Source organism: Streptomyces sp. bgisy159, from assembly GCF_965341775.1.
GTDB lineage: Bacteria > Actinomycetota > Actinomycetes > Streptomycetales > Streptomycetaceae > Streptomyces.
In genome coordinates this window covers 192,042-209,373 of record NZ_CBDQZH010000003.1, presented here as the reverse complement: position 1 = coordinate 209,373, position 17,332 = coordinate 192,042, and the positions used below count along the sequence as shown (strand labels likewise).

15 protein-coding genes are annotated in these 17,332 nt (G+C 71.4%); 10 read left to right on the top strand and 5 right to left on the bottom strand.

Going from position 1 to position 17,332, the window contains the following annotated elements; genetic code table 11:
- The first annotated feature begins 73 nt into the window (after positions 1-73).
- Entirely contained in the window at positions 74-1,093 is a 1,020-nt protein-coding gene (locus ACSLTV_RS04865) for a small ribosomal subunit Rsm22 family protein (protein ID WP_435611683.1), read from the top strand.
- Between the two features lie 30 nt (positions 1,094-1,123).
- On the opposite strand, the gene ACSLTV_RS04860 is transcribed toward ACSLTV_RS04865, so the two are convergent.
- Complete coding sequence (locus tag ACSLTV_RS04860; RefSeq protein ID WP_435611682.1) at positions 1,124-2,803, bottom strand: alkaline phosphatase D family protein; 1,680 nt, start codon at positions 2,801-2,803, stop codon at positions 1,124-1,126.
- A gap of 156 nt (positions 2,804-2,959) precedes the next feature.
- On the opposite strand from ACSLTV_RS04860, the gene ACSLTV_RS04855 reads away from it, so the two are divergent.
- Positions 2,960-3,730, top strand: a complete 771-nt coding sequence (locus ACSLTV_RS04855) for an SDR family oxidoreductase (protein ID WP_432135728.1) — start codon at positions 2,960-2,962, stop codon at positions 3,728-3,730.
- A 257-nt stretch (positions 3,731-3,987) separates the two neighbouring features.
- On the opposite strand, the gene ACSLTV_RS04850 is transcribed toward ACSLTV_RS04855, so the two are convergent.
- Positions 3,988-4,314 carry a nuclear transport factor 2 family protein gene (locus tag ACSLTV_RS04850; protein ID WP_432135729.1) on the bottom strand — a complete coding sequence of 109 codons (327 nt, stop codon included), beginning with the start codon at positions 4,312-4,314 and terminating at the stop codon, positions 3,988-3,990.
- A 263-nt stretch (positions 4,315-4,577) separates the two neighbouring features.
- On the opposite strand from ACSLTV_RS04850, the gene ACSLTV_RS04845 reads away from it, so the two are divergent.
- From ACSLTV_RS04845 to ACSLTV_RS04830, 4 genes are all read left to right on the top strand, one after another.
- Complete coding sequence (locus ACSLTV_RS04845; RefSeq protein WP_432135730.1) at positions 4,578-5,159, top strand: DoxX family protein; 582 nt, start codon at positions 4,578-4,580, stop codon at positions 5,157-5,159.
- A gap of 45 nt (positions 5,160-5,204) precedes the next feature.
- A complete protein-coding gene (locus tag ACSLTV_RS04840) occupies positions 5,205-5,606 on the top strand; it encodes a MazG-like family protein (RefSeq protein WP_435611681.1) in 402 nt (133 codons plus the stop codon).
- A 28-nt stretch (positions 5,607-5,634) separates the two neighbouring features.
- The gene (locus tag ACSLTV_RS04835; protein WP_435611717.1) at positions 5,635-6,204 is read left to right on the top strand and encodes a TerD family protein; all 570 of its coding nucleotides are present in this window, start codon (positions 5,635-5,637) and stop codon (positions 6,202-6,204) included.
- 1,096 nt (positions 6,205-7,300) lie between these two features.
- The gene (locus tag ACSLTV_RS04830; RefSeq protein ID WP_432135732.1) at positions 7,301-8,014 is read left to right on the top strand and encodes a hypothetical protein; all 714 of its coding nucleotides are present in this window, start codon (positions 7,301-7,303) and stop codon (positions 8,012-8,014) included.
- Between the two features lie 143 nt (positions 8,015-8,157).
- Here ACSLTV_RS04830 and ACSLTV_RS04825 read toward each other — a convergent pair.
- The 3 genes from ACSLTV_RS04825 to ACSLTV_RS04815 all read right to left on the bottom strand — a co-directional run bounded on the left by ACSLTV_RS04825 (position 8,158) and on the right by ACSLTV_RS04815 (position 10,084).
- Positions 8,158-9,338, bottom strand: a protein-coding gene (locus ACSLTV_RS04825) for an IS3 family transposase (RefSeq protein ID WP_435611680.1) whose coding sequence is annotated in 2 segments (ribosomal slippage) — positions 8,158-9,051 and positions 9,054-9,338 — 1,179 coding nt in all. Because the reading frame shifts where the segments join, the coding sequence is not laid out codon by codon here.
- A 44-nt stretch (positions 9,339-9,382) separates the two neighbouring features.
- Positions 9,383-9,796: a hypothetical protein gene (locus tag ACSLTV_RS04820; protein WP_435611679.1), complete on the bottom strand. Its 414-nt coding sequence runs from the start codon at positions 9,794-9,796 to the stop codon at positions 9,383-9,385.
- A 60-nt stretch (positions 9,797-9,856) separates the two neighbouring features.
- On the bottom strand, positions 9,857-10,084 hold the full coding sequence (locus tag ACSLTV_RS04815; RefSeq protein ID WP_432137735.1) for a hypothetical protein: 228 nt from the start codon (positions 10,082-10,084) through the stop codon (positions 9,857-9,859).
- Positions 10,085-10,195: 111 nt separating this feature from the next.
- On the opposite strand from ACSLTV_RS04815, the gene ACSLTV_RS04810 reads away from it, so the two are divergent.
- From ACSLTV_RS04810 to ACSLTV_RS04795, 4 genes are all read left to right on the top strand, one after another.
- Positions 10,196-12,298: an AAA family ATPase gene (locus ACSLTV_RS04810; RefSeq protein ID WP_435611678.1), complete on the top strand. Its 2,103-nt coding sequence runs from the start codon at positions 10,196-10,198 to the stop codon at positions 12,296-12,298.
- Positions 12,291-13,550, top strand: a complete 1,260-nt coding sequence (locus ACSLTV_RS04805; protein ID WP_435611677.1) for an McrC family protein — start codon at positions 12,291-12,293, stop codon at positions 13,548-13,550. The genes ACSLTV_RS04810 and ACSLTV_RS04805 overlap by 8 nt, the downstream gene beginning before the upstream one ends.
- 402 nt (positions 13,551-13,952) lie before the next feature.
- On the top strand, positions 13,953-15,065 hold the full coding sequence (locus tag ACSLTV_RS04800; protein ID WP_432137733.1) for a PASTA domain-containing protein: 1,113 nt from the start codon (positions 13,953-13,955) through the stop codon (positions 15,063-15,065).
- A 29-nt stretch (positions 15,066-15,094) separates the two neighbouring features.
- Positions 15,095-17,308 carry a competence protein CoiA family protein gene (locus ACSLTV_RS04795; protein WP_432155797.1) on the top strand — a complete coding sequence of 738 codons (2,214 nt, stop codon included), beginning with the start codon at positions 15,095-15,097 and terminating at the stop codon, positions 17,306-17,308.
- Positions 17,309-17,332: the final 24 nt, after the last annotated feature.

The window sequence follows — 17,332 nt, the reverse complement described above, 5'->3', positions numbered from 1 at the left end:
CCGGCCGCCCGTCTCCCCCGCGGCCGGCCGGAGGGGCGGGAGCACAGGGCCGGGGGCGAAATAGAATCGGCGGGTGAACCTCCCCCTGTCCCCGGCCGAGAGCCTGCGCGCCGCGCTCGATCGTCTGCTCGACGGCATTCCGCCCCGGCAGGCCGCGCAGGCGGTGGACCGCCTCATCGCCAGCTACCGGGGGGCCACCCCGACCGCCGCCCCGATCCTGCGCGACCGCGCCGACGTCGCCGCCTACGCCGCGTACCGGATGCCCGCCACGTTCGAGGCGGTGCGGTCCGCGCTGGACACGTTCGCGCGGGCGGTACCGGGATGGACCCCGGGCAGCCACGTCGACGTCGGCGGCGGCACCGGCGCCGCGACCTGGGCGGCGGCCGCGACCTGGCCCGGTGAGCGTCCCGTGACCGTCCTGGACTGGGCGGAGCCCGCGCTGACCCTGGGCCGGGAACTGGCCGGCGACCGGCCCGGCCTCGCGAACGTGCGCTGGGAGCGGGCCCGCATCGGCTCCGCCCTCACGCTCCCGGCGACCGACCTCGCCACCGTCTCGTACGTCCTCAACGAACTGACCGCCCCGGACCGCGGCGCCCTCGTGGACGCCGTGGCCGCCGCCGCGCGGGCCGTCGTGATCGTGGAACCGGGGACGCCGGACGGCTACGCCCGGCTGATCGGGGCCCGGGACCGGCTGGTGGCCGCCGGTTTCCGCGTCGCCGCTCCCTGCCCGCACAGCGCGGCCTGCCCGATCGAGCCCGGCACCGACTGGTGCCACTTCTCGGCGCGGGTGAGCCGCTCCTCGCTGCACCGGCAGGTCAAGGGCGGCTCACTGGCGTACGAGGACGAGAAGTTCAGCTACGTCGCCGCCGTGTCCCCGGATGCCGGCGCCCCCGTCGCCCCGGCGCCCGCGCGGATCGTACGGCGGCCGCAGATCCGCAAGGGCCAGGTGCTCCTCGACCTGTGCGAGGCCGAGGAGCGGCTGCGCCGGACCACGGTGACCAAGCGTCACGGCGACCTGTACAAGGCGGCCCGGGACGCCGAGTGGGGGGACGACTGGCCGCCGCCCGCCGGAGACGCCCGGGGCCGGTCGTGAGAGCCCCGGGCACCTGTCCGGTCAGCACGACTAGGCGGGCTTCAGTCCCGGGTCGCCGGCCTCGGTGACGAAGGACGCGGCCGTGGTGAGGGGCGCGCCCGGGGTGGTGACGTACGGCATGGTCTTGAAGTCGGCGCGGGCCAGGTCGTGGCCGAGCCGGACGGTGGCGTAGCCGCGCCGCCCGTCGTAGAACCTCAGGTGCGGGTTGGCCGCCAGATAGGTGGCCCAGTTGGACGGGTGCTCGGAGCCGTTGCCGCCGCTGGAGACGGAGGTGGTGACGATCTCCGTGCCGACGGTGCGCGAGCCGGGGTCGTCGAAGTCCCGCTTGATGTCGAAGCCGTAGTGCACGTGGACGTCGCCGGTGAGGACCATGAGGTTCTCGACGCCGGCCGCCTCCGCGCCCGCGAGGACCCGCTCGCGGGAGGCCGGGTAGCCGTCCCAGGAGTCCATGGAGAGCTTGGACGGCAGGGTGGTGGAGTTGTGCCGGCGGGAGAAGGTGACCTGCTGCGGGACCACGTTCCAGCGTGCGCGCGAGCGGCGCCAGCCGTCGATGAGCCACCGTTCCTGGGCGGCGCCGGTGAGGGTGCGGGCCGGGTCCTCGGACTCCGGTCCGGGGTACCGCCAGCCGTCGCCGTAGGCCTGGTCGGAGCGGTACTGGCGGGTGTCGAGGACGTCGAACTGGGCGAGCCGGCCCCAGTGCAGCCGGCGGTACAGGGTGAGGTCGGGGCCGTCGGGCCGCTGGGGGCGGCGCAGCGGCATGTTCTCCCAGTAGGCGCGGTAGGCGGCGGCGCGGCGCAGCAGGAACTCCTCCGGGGGGACGGAGTTCTCGGGGATGTCGCCGGCGTAGTTGTTCTCGGTCTCGTGGTCGTCGTAGGTGACGACGAAGGGGTGGGCGGCGTGCGCGGCGATCAGGTCGGGGTCCGACTTGTACAGGCCGTACTTGAGCCGGTAGTCGTCGAGGGTGACCATCTCGTGGCGGTAGACGTCGGGCACGGTGCCGGCCGGGTAGGCGCGGGCGCCGGCGACGTCGCTGACCGCGTACTCGTAGAGGTAGTCGCCGAGGTGGAAGACGACGTCCACGTCGTCCTGCGCGAGGTGGCGGTACGCGGTGAAGTAGCCCTGGTCGTAGCGCTGGCAGGAGACCATGCCGAGGGTGAGGGCGGCGGGCCGGGCGCCGGGGCCGGGGGCGGTGCGGGTGCGGCCGGTGGGGCTGATCCAGGTGCCGGCCCGGAAGCGGTAGTAGTAGACGCGGTCCTCGTCGAGGTGGTCGACGTCGACGTGCACGGCGTGGTTGAACTCCGGGTGGGCGACGGTGGAGCCGCGCCGGGCGACGCGGCGGAAGTGCTCGTCGTGGGCGAGTTCCCAGCGGACGGTCACGCGGGAGGCGGGCAGCCCGCCGTCGGGCTGGTGGGGGGCGGGCGCGAGGCGGGTCCACAGCAGGACGGCGCCGGGCCGGGGGTCGCCGGACGCGACCCCGAGGGTGAAGGGGTCGGCGGGGATGCGGGCCGCGTCGAGTTCCGCGGCGGCCGCGGTGCCGGCGGTGGGCAGGCCGACCGCGAAGGCGAGGGCGGCGGCCGCGCCGGTGACGGTGAGGAAGCGGCGCCGGTTCAGGTGGCGGGCGGCGGCGCGGAGTTCGGGGGCGTGCTGGGACTGCCGGGCTGCGGCGCTGACTTCCGGGGCGTGCTGGGACTGGCGGGCTGCGGGTGTCATTCCGGTCCTCCCCTGCGAATGGCTGCAGGAGGCATTGGAGTGGCCGGGGACGACACCGGGGCGACACCGGGACGACGTCGCTCTGGCGCGTGCACGACAGTCGTATGGCGGACGGATCAGTTCCGGATAGCGGACCGTCACCTACGCTGCGACACCATGAATGCCAAGGAAACTGCCGACGAGACCCCCATCGCGCTGGTGACGGGCGCCGGTTCCGGCATCGGCCGCGCGGTGGCCGTGGAACTGCTGCGCGCCGGATGGGCGGTGGCCCTGGCCGGCCGACGCCCCGAGGCCCTGGAGGACACGGCCGCGCGGGTGCCCGGCGCGAACCACCTCGCCGTACGCACGGACGTGTCGCGGCCGGACGACGTGGCCGCGCTGTTCACGGCGGTGCGGGAGCGGTACGGGCGGCTGGACCTGCTGTTCAACAACGCGGGCACGTTCGGGCCGGGCGGGACGCCGGTCGAGGAGCTGCCGTACGAGGCGTGGCGGCACGTGGTGGACACCAACCTCAACGGGGCGTTCCTGTGCGCGCAGGCGGCGTACCGGCAGATGAAGGAGCAGCACCCGCAGGGCGGCCGGATCATCAACAACGGCTCGGTCTCCGCGCACTCGCCGCGGCCGCACTCGGTGGCCTACACGGCGACCAAGCACGCCCTCACCGGGCTGACGAAGTCGCTGTCACTGGACGGGCGGCCGTACCGCATCGCCGTCGGGCAGATCGACATCGGCAACGCGGCGACCGAGATGACGGCGCGGATGGAGACCGGCGCGCTGCAGGCGAGCGGCGAGATCGCGCCGGAACCGGTGATGGACGTCGCCGACGTGGCACGCACCGTACGGCACATGGCGGAGCTGCCGCTGGACGCGAACGTGCAGTTCGCGACCGTCCTGGCGACGACGATGCCGTACATCGGGAGGGGTTGAGCCGCCCACGGGCCGTCAACTGCGCGACCTACACAACCGGAGTTTGGCCATCCGCAGTATTGCGCCCACTAGGAGACCTATGCTCGACTCGTCTCCACGGAACCTTCACACTTGCTGCACGAGGGTTCCGGGAGCCACTCCGAGGGGGGAGGGGGTGGCCGCCCGGGGCGCCGGGTGGGGGTGGGCCTCGCACGGGACCGCGAGGTGCGCACCGGCGCCGGGGCGGCCGCCACACCCCGCGAGCACGGGGTCTCGGGTCATGCCTGCCCGGTCTCGAACCGGGAGATGCGTCCGTCGTCGCCGACCTCGAAGTGCCAGCGGGTGCGCATCTCGCCCCAGGTGTCGTTCCGGTAGCGGGCGACGATGTCCCGGCCGCCGCGGGACTCGTTGTCGACCTCCAGATGACCGTGGGAGGTGAAGATCTCCCGGTCCACCCAGTCGGCGAGATCCCGGTCCGATCCGTCGTCCGCCATGGTCGCGTCGGGGGTGAGGCAGTCGAGGAAGGCCTCCCGGTCCCGGGAGTTCACGGCGGTGACGAAGGCCCGGACGGCCGGATCCCTGAGCTTGGCTGGCTGAATCGTCATGCCCGCAGCCTCACACCGCGCTCCGCCCACCGCACCCGGAGCGCCACCCGAACGGCGTCCCGGGCGGGCCGGACGGGTGTCGCGGGTGCGACGGTGGGAACGCATGGGTTCGGCCACCGGCCGGCCACGGCCGCGGCGCCGCGGCCGTCCGTACCGGAGGTACCGCGCACCACATGCGGTGCACGCACGGCGCACGCATCGGGCACGCACCGCGCACGTCCCGCCCATGTTCCGCCCACGTCCGCACAGGGAGTGACCTGACCGTGACCTCGTACGAGCGAAGTGACCTGGGCCTGCTGCTGCTCCGGCTGGGAACCGGCGGGGTGCTGGCCGCGCACGGCGCGCAGAAACTGTTCGGCTGGTTCGGCGGGCACGGGCTGGCGGGCACCGGCCAGTTCATGGAGTCCGTCGGCTACCGGCCGGGCCGGACCAGCGCGACCATGGCGGGCCTCGCGGAGGCCGGCGGCGGCACGCTGCTGGCACTCGGCCTGGCCACGCCCGCGGCGGGCGCCGCGGCGGCCGGCGCGATGGCCGGCGCCACCGCCGTGCACGCCCCCAACGGCTTCTTCAACCAGGGCGGCGGCTACGAGTACGCGGCCTCCCTCGGCCTGACCGCCGCGGGCCTCGCCGTGGCCGGCCCCGGCCGCCTCTCCCTCGACGCGGCCCTCGGCCACACGGTCAACCGCGGCTGGATGGTCCCGGCCGCCCTCGCGACCACGGCCGCCGCCACCGCCGTGGTCGTGGGCCTGCGCACCCGGCGCCTGCGGCGGCAGCGGGAGGGCGAACAGGAGGCACTGTTCGACCTCGACGAGCGGGACGCGATGCGGAGCGGGCCGGAGGCGTAACGGCACCGGCCGGCGGTGTCACACCTGCGTGGCAAGCTGCGGCCCATGGCTGACCACGACACCACCCCGCTCCCCACCAACCTCCCGGCCGGCCTCTGGCCCACCATCGACGCCCTGCACGCATGGCTGGAGCGCGACGAGTCGGTCGCCGGCCGGGAGGGGCTGCTGCTGCGGATGCTGAAACTGTCGGAGGAGGTCGGCGAGGTGGCCGAGGCGGTGATCGGCGCCGTCGGCCAGAACCCGCGCAAGGGCGTCAGCCACAGCTGGGACGACGTACGGGCCGAGCTGTGCGACGTCGTCGTCACGGCGCTGGTGGCCCTGCGCACCCTGACCCCCGAGCCCCGGGAGGTGCTCACCCGCCACCTGTCCGAGGTGGCGGCCCGGTCCCTGACCGCCGGAGGGGAGAGCGCGGCCGAGCAGCCGGGCCAGGCACAGAGCCGGGTATAGAGCTGCCCAAACCTCGACGGCGACCGGCATCAACACGCCGTCAAGGGGACACAATCGGCCTATGAACGACAGCGGTGAGGCGGGTCTGGGAAAGGTCGAGGTCAAACTGCGCTGGGACCCCAGCCCCCCGGGCCGCCCGCCGCACCACCTCGACATCGTCGCGGCCACCTACCCGGCCGACACGCCGTACGGACGACCGGCGTACGTCGTCCACTACGACAGCCGCTCCCCCGACGGCACCATCAACATGACCCGCCACAGCCGCACCGGCCAGGGCCTCGGCTACGTCGAGGCGATGACCTTCGAGTTCGACCGCCTCTCCCCCGCCTACGCCCGCGTCGTCGTCGGCATCGCCATCCACCAGGACGACGGCCCCCTGACGTTCGGCGACGTCACCGGTAAGGGCGTCATCGTCGTCGCGGGCCACCGCGAACTCCTCTCCGACGCCCTGACCGACGTCGCCGACGCGACGGCGGCGACGGTGGCCGAGTTCGTACGGGACGGGTCGGGCCGGTGGCTGATGCGGGAGATGCTGCGCGGGTACGACAGCGATCCGGTGGTGTTCGTGGCGGAGATGGGGCGGGTTCGGCAGGTCTGACGGCGGCTGCCCGGGCGAGCGTGACCAACCGGATCCCAAGAGGATCCGTACGGCTGTCAGGGACTTGTGGATCGGTTTTCGGGACGGGACGCGAAGGGCGTACCTTCCCGAGTGATCCAGTCCCCCCGAGGGCGTGATCAAGCCCGGTCAGCGGCAACAAGGCTCGCGATCAATGGATTCAGCGTCGCTCCTCCTCTGCAACTCGCTGCAGGCGCAGGCTACGCAAAATCCTGCGCACCTCGGCGTCCATCACCGACCACGAGGCGAAACGCCAGTCTGGGTCCACAGCACCGGGCGATACCGCGCCTCGCGCCTCCCATTCGCGGACCAGCGCCGCATACAGCGGTGTGAGATGCAGGTCCGCGGAGGGACGCGGGGCGGCGTGGCGAGGCGCAGCGCTCCGTCGGCAGGGCAACGGTGGCAGCGGCTCTGCCGCCGTCGGCTCGCTTCCCGGGCCGGGCACTGTCACATCCTTGCCGTCCCAGTGCGCGGTCCCGACCAACGCCCCCCAACTCTCGGACGTAGCGGCGGTGTCAGCCGGAGGCATCAGACGGAGATCCATGCTCTAGGAACGAAGGACTCACGCCGAGAGACACTCCGCGCGCCAAGTTCGTTGGGCTACTGAAGTGACGGGGAGCTACTGCATCACGGCCGTAAGCCGCAGCGGAAACAGGTTCGATCGGCCGCGCACGGCCGGGAAGACCGGGGGTGGACGCTGGTACGGATCGGGGCCTGTGATCGGTCGGCGGCACGTGGAGAACGAAGAACACCACGCAGGACGCCGTCCCCGCCCTGACAGGCTCAGGCCGGGGGTGAGAAAGGATCACCTTCGGATAAGGCGCATAACAATTCACCCGTTCGGGCTTACTCCAGGTGGACCCTGCTGTCGTTGTATCGGCGTGACTAAACCAAGTGGATATTCACTGCATCGCTCACTCGGAAACCATCACATTATCGGCACCCTCAGCCCCCGCACCTTTCGGAGTCCGGCCACTTCGATCATGAAGCCGTGGCCGGACAACCCTCTCGACGATCTTTTCTCCAGGCTGCAGCAGATCAAAACGGATATCGATGCGCGCTGGGAGGGAATCGTCGGATGAACGAGTACGGCCAGGCTTTTGAACCACATTGGAAAATGGAAGGACCCTATACAGCCGCGAGTGATTTCCCCTGGCAGCAGAGCGACACGCCCTGGGCGACGCCGGTACCACGTTCCGTTGTCTCAGGATTCTCCGGAGACACCCTCGATCAGGAACTTAATCTCCTCCTGGGGCAGGCAGCTTCAGGAGCGCCTGAAGAGACATCGGCCCACGCACCGCAGCGCGGCCCGATGGCACGACGCCATGCGCGTAAGCGGGCTGCCGGTGCCCGCTGGTGGAAGGTTTTCACGTCAACCCTCAACCGCTTGGTATCCATGGCTGTTTTCGCCGTGGTCAGCACGCTCAGCGGCCTGCTCAGCTACGAGCCGCTCCGGCGCCTGGCCACCCCGGCCGCGCACGACTTGGCGCTTTGGTGGCCCTTCCTTGTCTTCGGCCCCTGGCTGACGGCAGTTCTGGCGATTTCCTGTCGCGGCCTCCCCGCCCGAAGAACGTCAGGGTGGTGCGTCCTGCTGACCTTCACAGGTCTCACCGTGGTGCTGTGTCTGATCGGCGCCCCCAGGACACCGGCCGGCTTCGTCACTGCAGGACTTCCCCCCCTGGCAGCTCTCACCTGCATCGTTTTACTCTCGCCGGGGCGACGCGAGGCCAAGCGGGGGTCCACGGAACAGACGGCGAACAGCGGCGCGGCGGTGGCCGAGCGGACCTGGTGACCCGAGCCGCCCGCGACGCGGCGGCTGCTCCGGTGAGGACGATCAGTACCGCACTGTGCGTGCACGGAAGCTGAAGTTCAAAGTCGCGGTCTCCGGCTACGAGTACCTGACGGGACTGCTGCATGATCGGGTGACAGCGGGGTTTATGCAGCCAGAGCTGCGGCTGGGGTCATGATGGTCTCGTACTCGACGGGGGTCAATCGGGCCAGGCGTCTCTGACGCCGGCGTCGGTGGTAGGTGCGCTCGATCCAGGTCACGATTGCGATCCGCAACTCCTGGCGGGTGACCCAGGCACGGCGATCGAGGACGTTCTTCTGCAGTAGCGCGAAGAAACTCTCCATGGCCGCATTGTCGCCGGCCGCACCGACCCGGCCCATGGAGCCGACCAGGCCGTGACGTGCGAGAACGGACACGAACTTCCGTGAGCGGAACTGCGATCCGCGATCGGAATGAACAATGCATCCGGCGACCTGGCCGCGACGGGCGACGGCGGATTCAAGGGCTCTCACCGCGAGGCTGGACTTCATCCGCGCGTCGATGGAATAGCCCACGATGCGGCCGGAGTACAGGTCCTTGACCGCGCAAAGATACAGCTTGCCCTCGCCGGTCGCGTGCTCGGTGATGTCCGTGAGCCACAGCCGGTTCGGCCCGGCTGTGGTGAAGTCCCGCCGCACCCGGTCATCGTGGACAGGCGGCCCGGCCTTGGCATTCTTCCCGCGGCCCCGTCGCTTGCCGAAGGCGCTCCACCAGCCGTTGTCCCGGCAGATCCGCCAGGCGGTCCGCTCGGCCATCGCCTCACCGGCCGCCCGGGCCTCGTCGAGGAGGAAGCGGTGGCCGAACTCGGGATCGTCGCGGTGCGCGTCGAACAGCGCGTTGGCCCGGTATGCCTCGGCCATCTCGGCGTCGGTGACCGGCCTGTCCAGCCACCGGTAGTAGGGCTGGCGGGCCAGCCCGAGCACCCGGCACGTCACCGCCACCGGCACCCTGTGAGGGGCATCGGCGGCGGCCAGCTCGCGGACGAGCGGGTACATCATTTTGCCGGCAGGTTCGCCTGCGACAGATACGCCGCAGCCCTCCTGAGGACCTCGTTCTCCTGCTCCAGCAGCCGGATGCGCTTGCGGGCCTCACGCAGCTCGGCCGACTCACCCGATGCCGTGGCGGGCCTGGCGCCCTCGTCGGTGTCGGCGCGGCGCAGCCACTTCGACAGAGCGATCGGGTGGACGCCGAAGTCGGCGGCGATCTGTTCCAGCGTGACGCCGGGCTCGCGGTTGCGCGCGACCCGCACGACGTCCTCGCGGAACTCCTTCGGATACGGCTTGGGCACTGCAACATCCTTCCAGGCCGCCTCTCAGCAAGCCAGGTCAGGTGTCACCTGTTCGTGCAGCAGTCCCGTGACGCCCGACGCAGGCGGACACTCCACGTGGCGAGGTCGGGGAACACCGACAGCCTGGGCACCAGTTCGCGCAGTACCAGCCCCTCACGGAACCGGCTGAGGCCGGACACGGTCAGGCGGCACCCCTCCGTGAAGGAGCGCTCTCCGAAGACGACCGGCTCCTCCAGGACCCGCACGGAACTGGCCACCGTGGCCCGGCCGATGACACGTCCCAGGTCACGCGTCGGGTTGCCGAAGCAGCCCCGGGTGGAGTACAGGAAGATCTCGTCCCCCTCCTCCAGTCCGCGGGCCGCCCTGGAACGACCCGCCGGGAAAGCCATGCGCTGCTCGGCCAGCACCCAGCTCAGCGCGGCGCGGTCTCCGATGATCAGCAGGTGCGTGGACGGCATGACGAGCACCATAGCCCGAGGGCTGACGCCCCAGTGCGGCAGCGGGCTCCCTGTGGACGACTACACCGGCCGGTACACCGCCTGACCGGGGTCCGGTCTCGCGATAAGACCCTCATCGGCCAGCTCCCGCAGGTTTCGGCGGGCCTCCTTGCCGGCTGCTTCGTCGCTCGTGGGCTCATACCCGGCAACGCGCAGAGCCAGTACGGCACGGTCCGTGTCCCAGGTGCCTCCCAGAACCCGGATCACCGCGGCGAGCGCCTGCTTGTGCGTGAGCGGTGCCTCGGTCACTCACCCTCCCCTCCTGTGCAGCCGTCCCAGGATGTCACAGGCGGCGGGGCAGCACCCGGCCCTTCCCGACAACAGCGCTACCAGGGCGGTGGATCCGGCATCATGACCGCCATGACGGACCAGTTGGGCCTGCGGGCGGCGGCGGCGGATTTCGACCGGAGCAGTGCGGCGGAGGCCGACGCGGCCGCCGAGCACGAACGCAAGCAGGTGCTCTCGCAGTTCCCTCTCGACGAGTGGGCGACGCTGCCGCTGTCGCGCTACGCCCTGGGCCAGGCCGCCTCCGCCGGGGACGGGCCGACGTACTGCCGGCTGATGGAGTTCGGCACTCCGAACCTCGGCAGCATCAAGGGCGGCAGCGCGGCGAAGCACATCATGTACCACCACAACTCCGGTGAGTGGCGGGTGGCCGCCCCGCTGCGCGGCATGGAACCGCAGGAGGCGTGGGAGGTGCTGCGCGGGCAGTTCACGCGCGCCTTCGAGGCCATGGCCGCGGGAGACGTCGACGCCGTGGACGACCTGGAGGTGCTGCGGTTCGGTCCGACGCTGGTGACCAAGTCCCTGGCCACGTACTTCCCCGAGCATTTCCTGCCGATCTACGCCGCGGAGCACCTGCGCAAGTTCGTCGCCCTGCTGGGCGGGACCGCGCAGAGCGACGCACCGGCCTGGCACACCAACCGCCGGCTGCTGGAACTCGTGCGCGCACGGCCGGAGTTCGAGGGCTGGAGCGGGCAGGAGGTCATGCGCTTCCTGTACGAGACGTTCAACCCGCGTCCGCAGCAGCGCACGATCTGGAAGATCGCCCCCGGTGAGCGCGGCCGACTCTGGGAGGAGTGCCGGGATGCCGGGGTGATCCGCGTCGGGTGGGACGAGATCGGGGACCTCGGCCAGTACCAGAGCGACAGCGAACTGAAGCAGGCCCTCGACGCCCACTGGCCGCGCAGCAGCGGGGGCAGCCTGACGCTCGCCCGGCGGCTGCTGGCGTTCCGGGACCTGGAGGCGGGGGACCGGATCGTCGCCAACCGCGGGACGGACGAGGTCCTCGCCACCGGTACCGTCAGCGGGAGTTACCGCTTCGAGGCGGACCACGCCGAGTACCGGCACGTCGTCCCGGTGTCCTGGGACGTCTCCCACGCGCGGAGACTGCCGAGCCCCCAGCACGGCTGGCGGTCCACGTTCGCCAAGGTCCAGCCGTCGTTCCTCTCCCGGATCACCGAGGGGCCGGCCGATCCGGGCACGGCGTCCGCGGAGCCGTACGCTCGTGGTCCGGTCGCTCTGCCCGAGGACGTCACGAGTGTGCTGGAGGCGTTGGAGCGCAAGGGGCAGGTGATCCTGCACGGGCCGCCCGGCACGGGCAAGACCCGGCTCGCGCTGGGTGCCGCCCTCGCCCTGGCCGGCCGTGCGGAGGCTCTCACCGCGGCGCCGGACCGGCGGGCGGCGGCCCAGGCCGAGATGCTCGGGGACAGCCGCGTCCAGCTGGTGACCTTCCACCCGTCCTACGGGTACGAGGACTTCGTGGAGGGCTTCAAGCCGGATCTGAGCGCCACCGGCCCCGGCCTGACCCTGGCACTCACCGACGGGGTGTTCCACGCCCTGTGCGCACGGGCCGCCGCTCACCCGGACGACACGTTCCTGCTGATCGTCGACGAGATCAACCGCGGTGAACTGCCGCGCATCTTCGGCGAGCTGGTCACGCTGCTCGAACTCGACAAGCGCGGCCTCCCCGTCGCCCTGTCCGTCAGCAGGCGCACCTTCTCCGTACCGCCGAACGTGCGGATCATCGGCACCATGAACACGGCGGACCGCAGCATCAGCCACCTGGACGCCGCCGTACGCCGCCGCTTCGCCTTCCTGCCGGTCGGCCCCGACCCGGACGCCGTGGCCGGCACGGTGGGCCCCCTGGACCTGGCGCAGTTCTTCGAGTCCCTCAACACCCGCATCGCCCGCCACCTCGACGCCGACCACCAGATAGGGCACGCCTACCTGCTGCGCGACGGTGAGCCGATCGCCACCGAGGACGACCTGGCGGCCGCCTTCCACCACGAGGTGATCCCCCTCCTGGAGGACTACTGCCTCGGCCGCGCCGACCTGCTGCACCGCATCCTCGGCGGCCTCGTCGACGCGGACACCGGACGCCCGGCACTGATGTCGCCGCAGGACCTTGCTGCCGCGCTCGCGACCGAGTTCACCAGCGGCGCCCCCGACACCGATGCCTGACCGCGCCGAGGTCCGGCTCGCCGAGTACGGCTCCACGCTGCTGGCCGCCGACCGGCTCACGCCCCGGGACGTCGAGCGGCTGCGCGCCCTGCAGGCACGCGGCTGCCTCGGCCTGGACCAGGGCCCGACCGGCTGGCGGCTCAAGGCCGACGCGACCGTCGGCATCCTGGTGCTGGACCGCGTCCGCCTGGTCATCGAGCCCAAGTTCGCCATCCCCGGCGAACAACTGATGAGCTGGCTCTCCTACGCCCTCGGCGCCTCGGACCCGCTTCCGGCGACGGCCCGGCGCTGGTCCACCGGCCCGGACGGCTACGCCGACCTGGTGGCCGCGGCCCTGCTGGAACAGTGCGAGCGACTGGTACGGGAGGGACTGCGCCGGGACTACGTACGCCGCCGGAGCCTGGAACCGGTGCTTCGGGGACGCCTGGACGTCGGCGCCCAGGTGGCGCGGCGCTACGGGCAACTCGACCGGCTGCACGTCCGTACCTTCGACCGGGAGGCGGACATCTGGGACAACCGGGTGCTGGGGACAGCGCTGCGGGCGGCCGGTGCCCTGGCCACACACCCCGGCCTCGTCCGCGACCTGCGCTCCACCGCCGAGGCGTTCCCGCGGGCCGCGACCCCCGACGCCGCCCTGCGCGCCCTGGACCGTACCCGCTACACCCGCCTGAACGCCCGCTACCGCGCGGCACACACCTGGGCCCGGCTGCTGCTGCGGGGCGGCGGCGTGACCGACCTCCTCACCGACCGGGGCACCGCGGCGGACGGCCTGCTGCTGGCCATGCCCGCTCTGTGGGAAGGCGTCGTCCGGCGCCTGGTCGCCGAGGCCGCCGCACCACGGGGCGGTCACCGCGTACCGAGCGGCGGCGCGACGGGCATCACCGTCCGGGGCGACCTCGGCAGCTCCTCGGCCTTCCGGCCGGACGTGCTGCTCAGCCTCCCCCGGCCCGACGACGCGTCCGCGCGCACGCTGCTGCCGGTGGACGCCAAGTACAAGCGCTACGACCGCTACGGCGTCGGCGCCGGCGACGTCCACCAGCTCCTCACCTACAGCGCCGGCTACACCCCCGGCACCGCTCCCCGCTCGGTGATCGTCCACCCGAGCCCGAGCGGCCCTTCCCACCGGGTCCTCCGGATCAGCGGGCCCCAGGCCTCGCTCGGAAGCGTTCACGTCCTCGGCGTCGACAGCCGCGCGGCCCCGGAGGAGGCGGCCGCGTGGATCGGGTCGGTGCTGCCCTGGGCGGACTCGTGATCAACGCTCGCCGAGGCGGAGGTCGTCGGCCACGGGGCCGGCCGTGGGGCGCGGGCCCCTTCCTGGCGGAGGCCGGTGCCCCCGGCGCCACCGCCCGGACCGCCCGGATCCCTCAGGGCATCGGTGGCGGTGGAAGGCACGGGCCCTGGGGGCGCAGGGAACACGCTGAGTTCCTCGGCGCGGCGCTCAGAGCCTGGCGGGATCTGGACCCGGCGACTGGCCGTTCCCCGGGTCCCTCGCCGACCAGGTGCGCGAGGGCGAATCCGGCACCCACCGCTCCACTCTCACCCCGCCCCCGGGCCACGGCCCCGGGCGCTCCGCCTGTCAGCCGGGTCCCGGCAAGTTCGAGGTCCTGTGAGAGCCCACCGTGCCTAGGCTGTCACTTGAGGAGCTAAGCGCCACATGAACCCGTACAACACCCCAGCCCCGCCCCGCCCTTGGTGGAAGACCACCACGGCTGTACTCGGCGTCCTCGCGCTGGTCGCCCTGCTCGGCGCGTTCAGCTTCGCCCTGGGCTTCCTCGTGATGATCGCCGCCGTGGTGGCCGTGTGGGTGCTGCCACCGTGGCGCTGGTTCGTCAGGCTCGGCGCGACGTTCGGCGCCTTGGTTCTCCTGACGATCGGCGCGGGCCTGGGGGGTCAACTCGACGACGACGGGACAGGCAAGGCCGACGTCAAGACAGCGGACGCGGGCAGGGCAAGCGCCGAAGCCGTCTCTGCATCCCCGGCCGTGGCCGAACCCGCCAAGGCCGCCGACTACGTCGGACAGCCGCTGGACGAGGCCGAGAAGCAGGCGCGCTCCGCCGGCTACAGCACAGGCCACCACGACGCGGCGGCCGACGAAGACCGCACGATCATCATGCGCTCCGGATGGACGGTGTGCTTCCAGAAGGCCGACACAGCCGCGAAGACGATTGACTTCGCGGCTGTCAAGAGCAACGAGCCCTGCCCCGAGAAGGACGGCGGCCCGCTCCCGTGGCCGAAGATGCCCGACGTCGTCGGCGCCACTTACGACACAGCCGTCAGGGATCTGAAGCAGGCCGGCATCGACCTCGACCGCGTCGCGCTCGACGACGTCTACCTCGACATCGGCACTCCGACCGCCGAGGAAGCCGCAGAGGACGGCGACGAGTGGCGGGTATGCTTCCAGTCCCCGGACGAAGGAACCGAGGTCGACTCCGCCACCACGGTCCGCCTCGACATGGGCCAGTGGACCGAAGCAGACCTCGTCCAGCGCTGCCCGTCGGCAAAGGACACGACCTACAAGATTCCGGCCAACGCCCCGGACTACGACAACGACGACAGCAGCACCGGAGGCAGCGGTTCGGCCGACGGTGACTCCTCGGTCTCCTCCGACAGTTCCAGCGGAGGTTCCACCGACGGTGGGAGCGACGTCGGCACTGTCCACCCCGGCTCGTTCTGCTCCCCGCGCGGAGCGACCGGCGTCACCGAAGCCGGAACCCCCATGGTCTGCGGCCCCGGATCCGACGGCCGTAACCGCTGGCGCAGCGCTTGACCTGTTGCCCCACCCCATCAGGAGCCCCCGTGCCGTACGCAGAGGAAGAAGACACGCGCAAGGTCCAGACCGCAGTCATCGGCCGGGCCGAGTCGGACTGGCCGGTGTTCCTGCCGTACGACCATGACGACTTCGACCGGTTCATGCGGGGTCGCACGCGCGACGACTTCTACTGCGGCATCCTGCTCGGCGGCTGCGGCAAGAAACTGTCCCCGAAGCGGTACACGGACAAGAAGTGCCACTTCGCGCACCGGCCCCCCGTGCACTGCCGCCGCACGGAGATCGGTGAGGACAGCGCCGATCACCTCTACATCGGGCGGGCCGTCGCCGACTGGCTGAAGCAGCAGGGGCAGCGGGCGGTGCAGCCCGTCTACAAGCCCAGGGGGCACCAGGTCCGTGATGTCGTAGACGTGTCGTACGAGGCTGGACGCCGGTTCATACGCGTCCAGCTTGCCCGGCGGTCGAAGCGGGAGTGGGAGGAGGCCGACGCGAAGCTTCGAGTCCGGCACTCGCAACTCGACTGGTTCTTCGGACCGGACAGCCTCCTGGCCAACTGGCAAGTCGAACGGCAGGGGTACGCCCTTCGTGTGCAGTGCCGGTCTCTCGGGACGATGCGAACGGTGGAGATCGGCACCCAGTTCCCGGACAGACCCGTGGAGTGGTCCTCGCTCTCGGAGTGCACGCTGACCCCCGAAGGTATCGTCACCCCGAGTCTCCTGCGCACACCGAGCGGCATCGTTCCACGCCATGCGGCCCCCGCGGAACCCGCTCCTGGCCCGCCCGGCCTGCGTCTCGCCCCGGCCTCCGTCCTCATCACCGACGCCGTGCTGTCTCACGCCACCGACACCCACCGATGGTTCGATGTCTCCGTACGCGTCAACGCCCGCCTGTCGCTCCCCGCCCAAGCGGATTCGCCCGACGTTCACCAGGCGTACCTGCCCGTGGGCGCCACTCTCTCCCTCGATGGTGTGGGCACATGGCTGATCGAGGCCGGTGCACTACAGCGCATCCGGACCGACGCTGCCGACCGGCCCACGGACAGCGCCGAGCTCTCCCCCGACACGTACAGTCCCTCGCCCGAGGAACGGCCACTTCCCCCTGACGCCGCTGTTGTCGCCTCCTTCCGCAAGACGTTGGAGAACACCGCGCGGAGCAAGAACGTCGTCACGACGGCGACCCTGGGCAAGGGAGCGTCCCTCCACGGCCACACACTCTCCGTGGACCGGTGGCGGGAGCTCCTCCTCCGGGTCGAACAGCCCCGGACACCGGGTAAGCCCGTTCTGTCAGCCCTCATCACGGGGCGAGACGGCGGTCCAGCCCCGTTCTTCAGAGAGATACTGCACGGACTCGGCTGGACGAAGAGCTTCTCCGACGCCGAGTTGCTCGACATCTGGAACCGCGAGCGTGGCCGCGTCCACGAGGCCTACAGCAGTAGCCCGGCGAACCCGTCTTTCCTTCCCCGTCAGGAAGACCGCCGCGGGCCACTGGGCCGTGTCAGCGTGAAACGAACCGATTCCGCTGCCGAACGCCGCGCCGCCCTCGACGCTCTGCTTGACCTGGCTGACGAGGCACGACAGGCCAGGGACCTCGATACCTGCGAACAGGTCCTGAGCCTGGCGGAACGGGCAGCGCTGTCGACGGACACCCACGAGGCCCTGCGCATCCACACTGACTGGCTGGTGGACCAGCGCGCCAGCGAGTTGCTCAAGACCTGGGAGCGCCTGGCAGCGCTCATTGACGTAATGAACCGCGACGGAGACGACTTCCATCCGGACCAGTTGCGCCGTGCTCTCCGGAATGCCGAGGAACTCGCCGAAGAGGTCGGAGACGATCTTGCGGCGGAGGAACGCCGCGACATTGCCCGCTGGCAGCGGCACCTGGAACGAATGGCCGAGCGCCTCACGCTGTCGCAGATACGCGGCCATGCCGTCGCCGTCCGCGTGGCACTGCGGCAGGCCGCGCGCGAGGGACGCACCACGACATGGGGCGATCTGGCTCTGCGGATCGGGGCTCCGCTCGCGGCTCTCAACCCGGACGACAAGATCGCCGTACTGGTCGAGGTAGACCGCGAGACACCGGACGACAGGCCCCTGCTGGCCGCGCTGGTCACCGCGCACGGAGGCGACCGGCCGCATCCGCTCTACCAGCAGGTCCTCTTCAACCTGGACCGGATCGCTCCCTCACCCGAGGCCCTGTTCATGCACTGGCGCATGGCACTGCGCCGTCACTCAGAACTACGGTGAAGCCTGACCGAACCGCTGTCGGGA

Coding starts and splice junctions, on each gene's coding strand:
- ACSLTV_RS04860 (WP_435611682.1), bottom strand. CDS start 2,803: ATGACACCCGCAGCCCGCCAGTCCCAGCACGCCCCGGAAGTCAGCGCC.
- ACSLTV_RS04855 (WP_432135728.1), top strand. CDS start 2,960: ATGAATGCCAAGGAAACTGCCGACGAGACCCCCATCGCGCTGGTGACG.
- ACSLTV_RS04850 (WP_432135729.1), bottom strand. CDS start 4,314: ATGACGATTCAGCCAGCCAAGCTCAGGGATCCGGCCGTCCGGGCCTTC.
- ACSLTV_RS04840 (WP_435611681.1), top strand. CDS start 5,205: ATGGCTGACCACGACACCACCCCGCTCCCCACCAACCTCCCGGCCGGC.
- ACSLTV_RS04830 (WP_432135732.1), top strand. CDS start 7,301: ATGAACGAGTACGGCCAGGCTTTTGAACCACATTGGAAAATGGAAGGA.
- ACSLTV_RS04820 (WP_435611679.1), bottom strand. CDS start 9,796: ATGCCGTCCACGCACCTGCTGATCATCGGAGACCGCGCCGCGCTGAGC.
- ACSLTV_RS04810 (WP_435611678.1), top strand. CDS start 10,196: ATGACGGACCAGTTGGGCCTGCGGGCGGCGGCGGCGGATTTCGACCGG.
- ACSLTV_RS04805 (WP_435611677.1), top strand. CDS start 12,291: ATGCCTGACCGCGCCGAGGTCCGGCTCGCCGAGTACGGCTCCACGCTG.
- ACSLTV_RS04800 (WP_432137733.1), top strand. CDS start 13,953: ATGAACCCGTACAACACCCCAGCCCCGCCCCGCCCTTGGTGGAAGACC.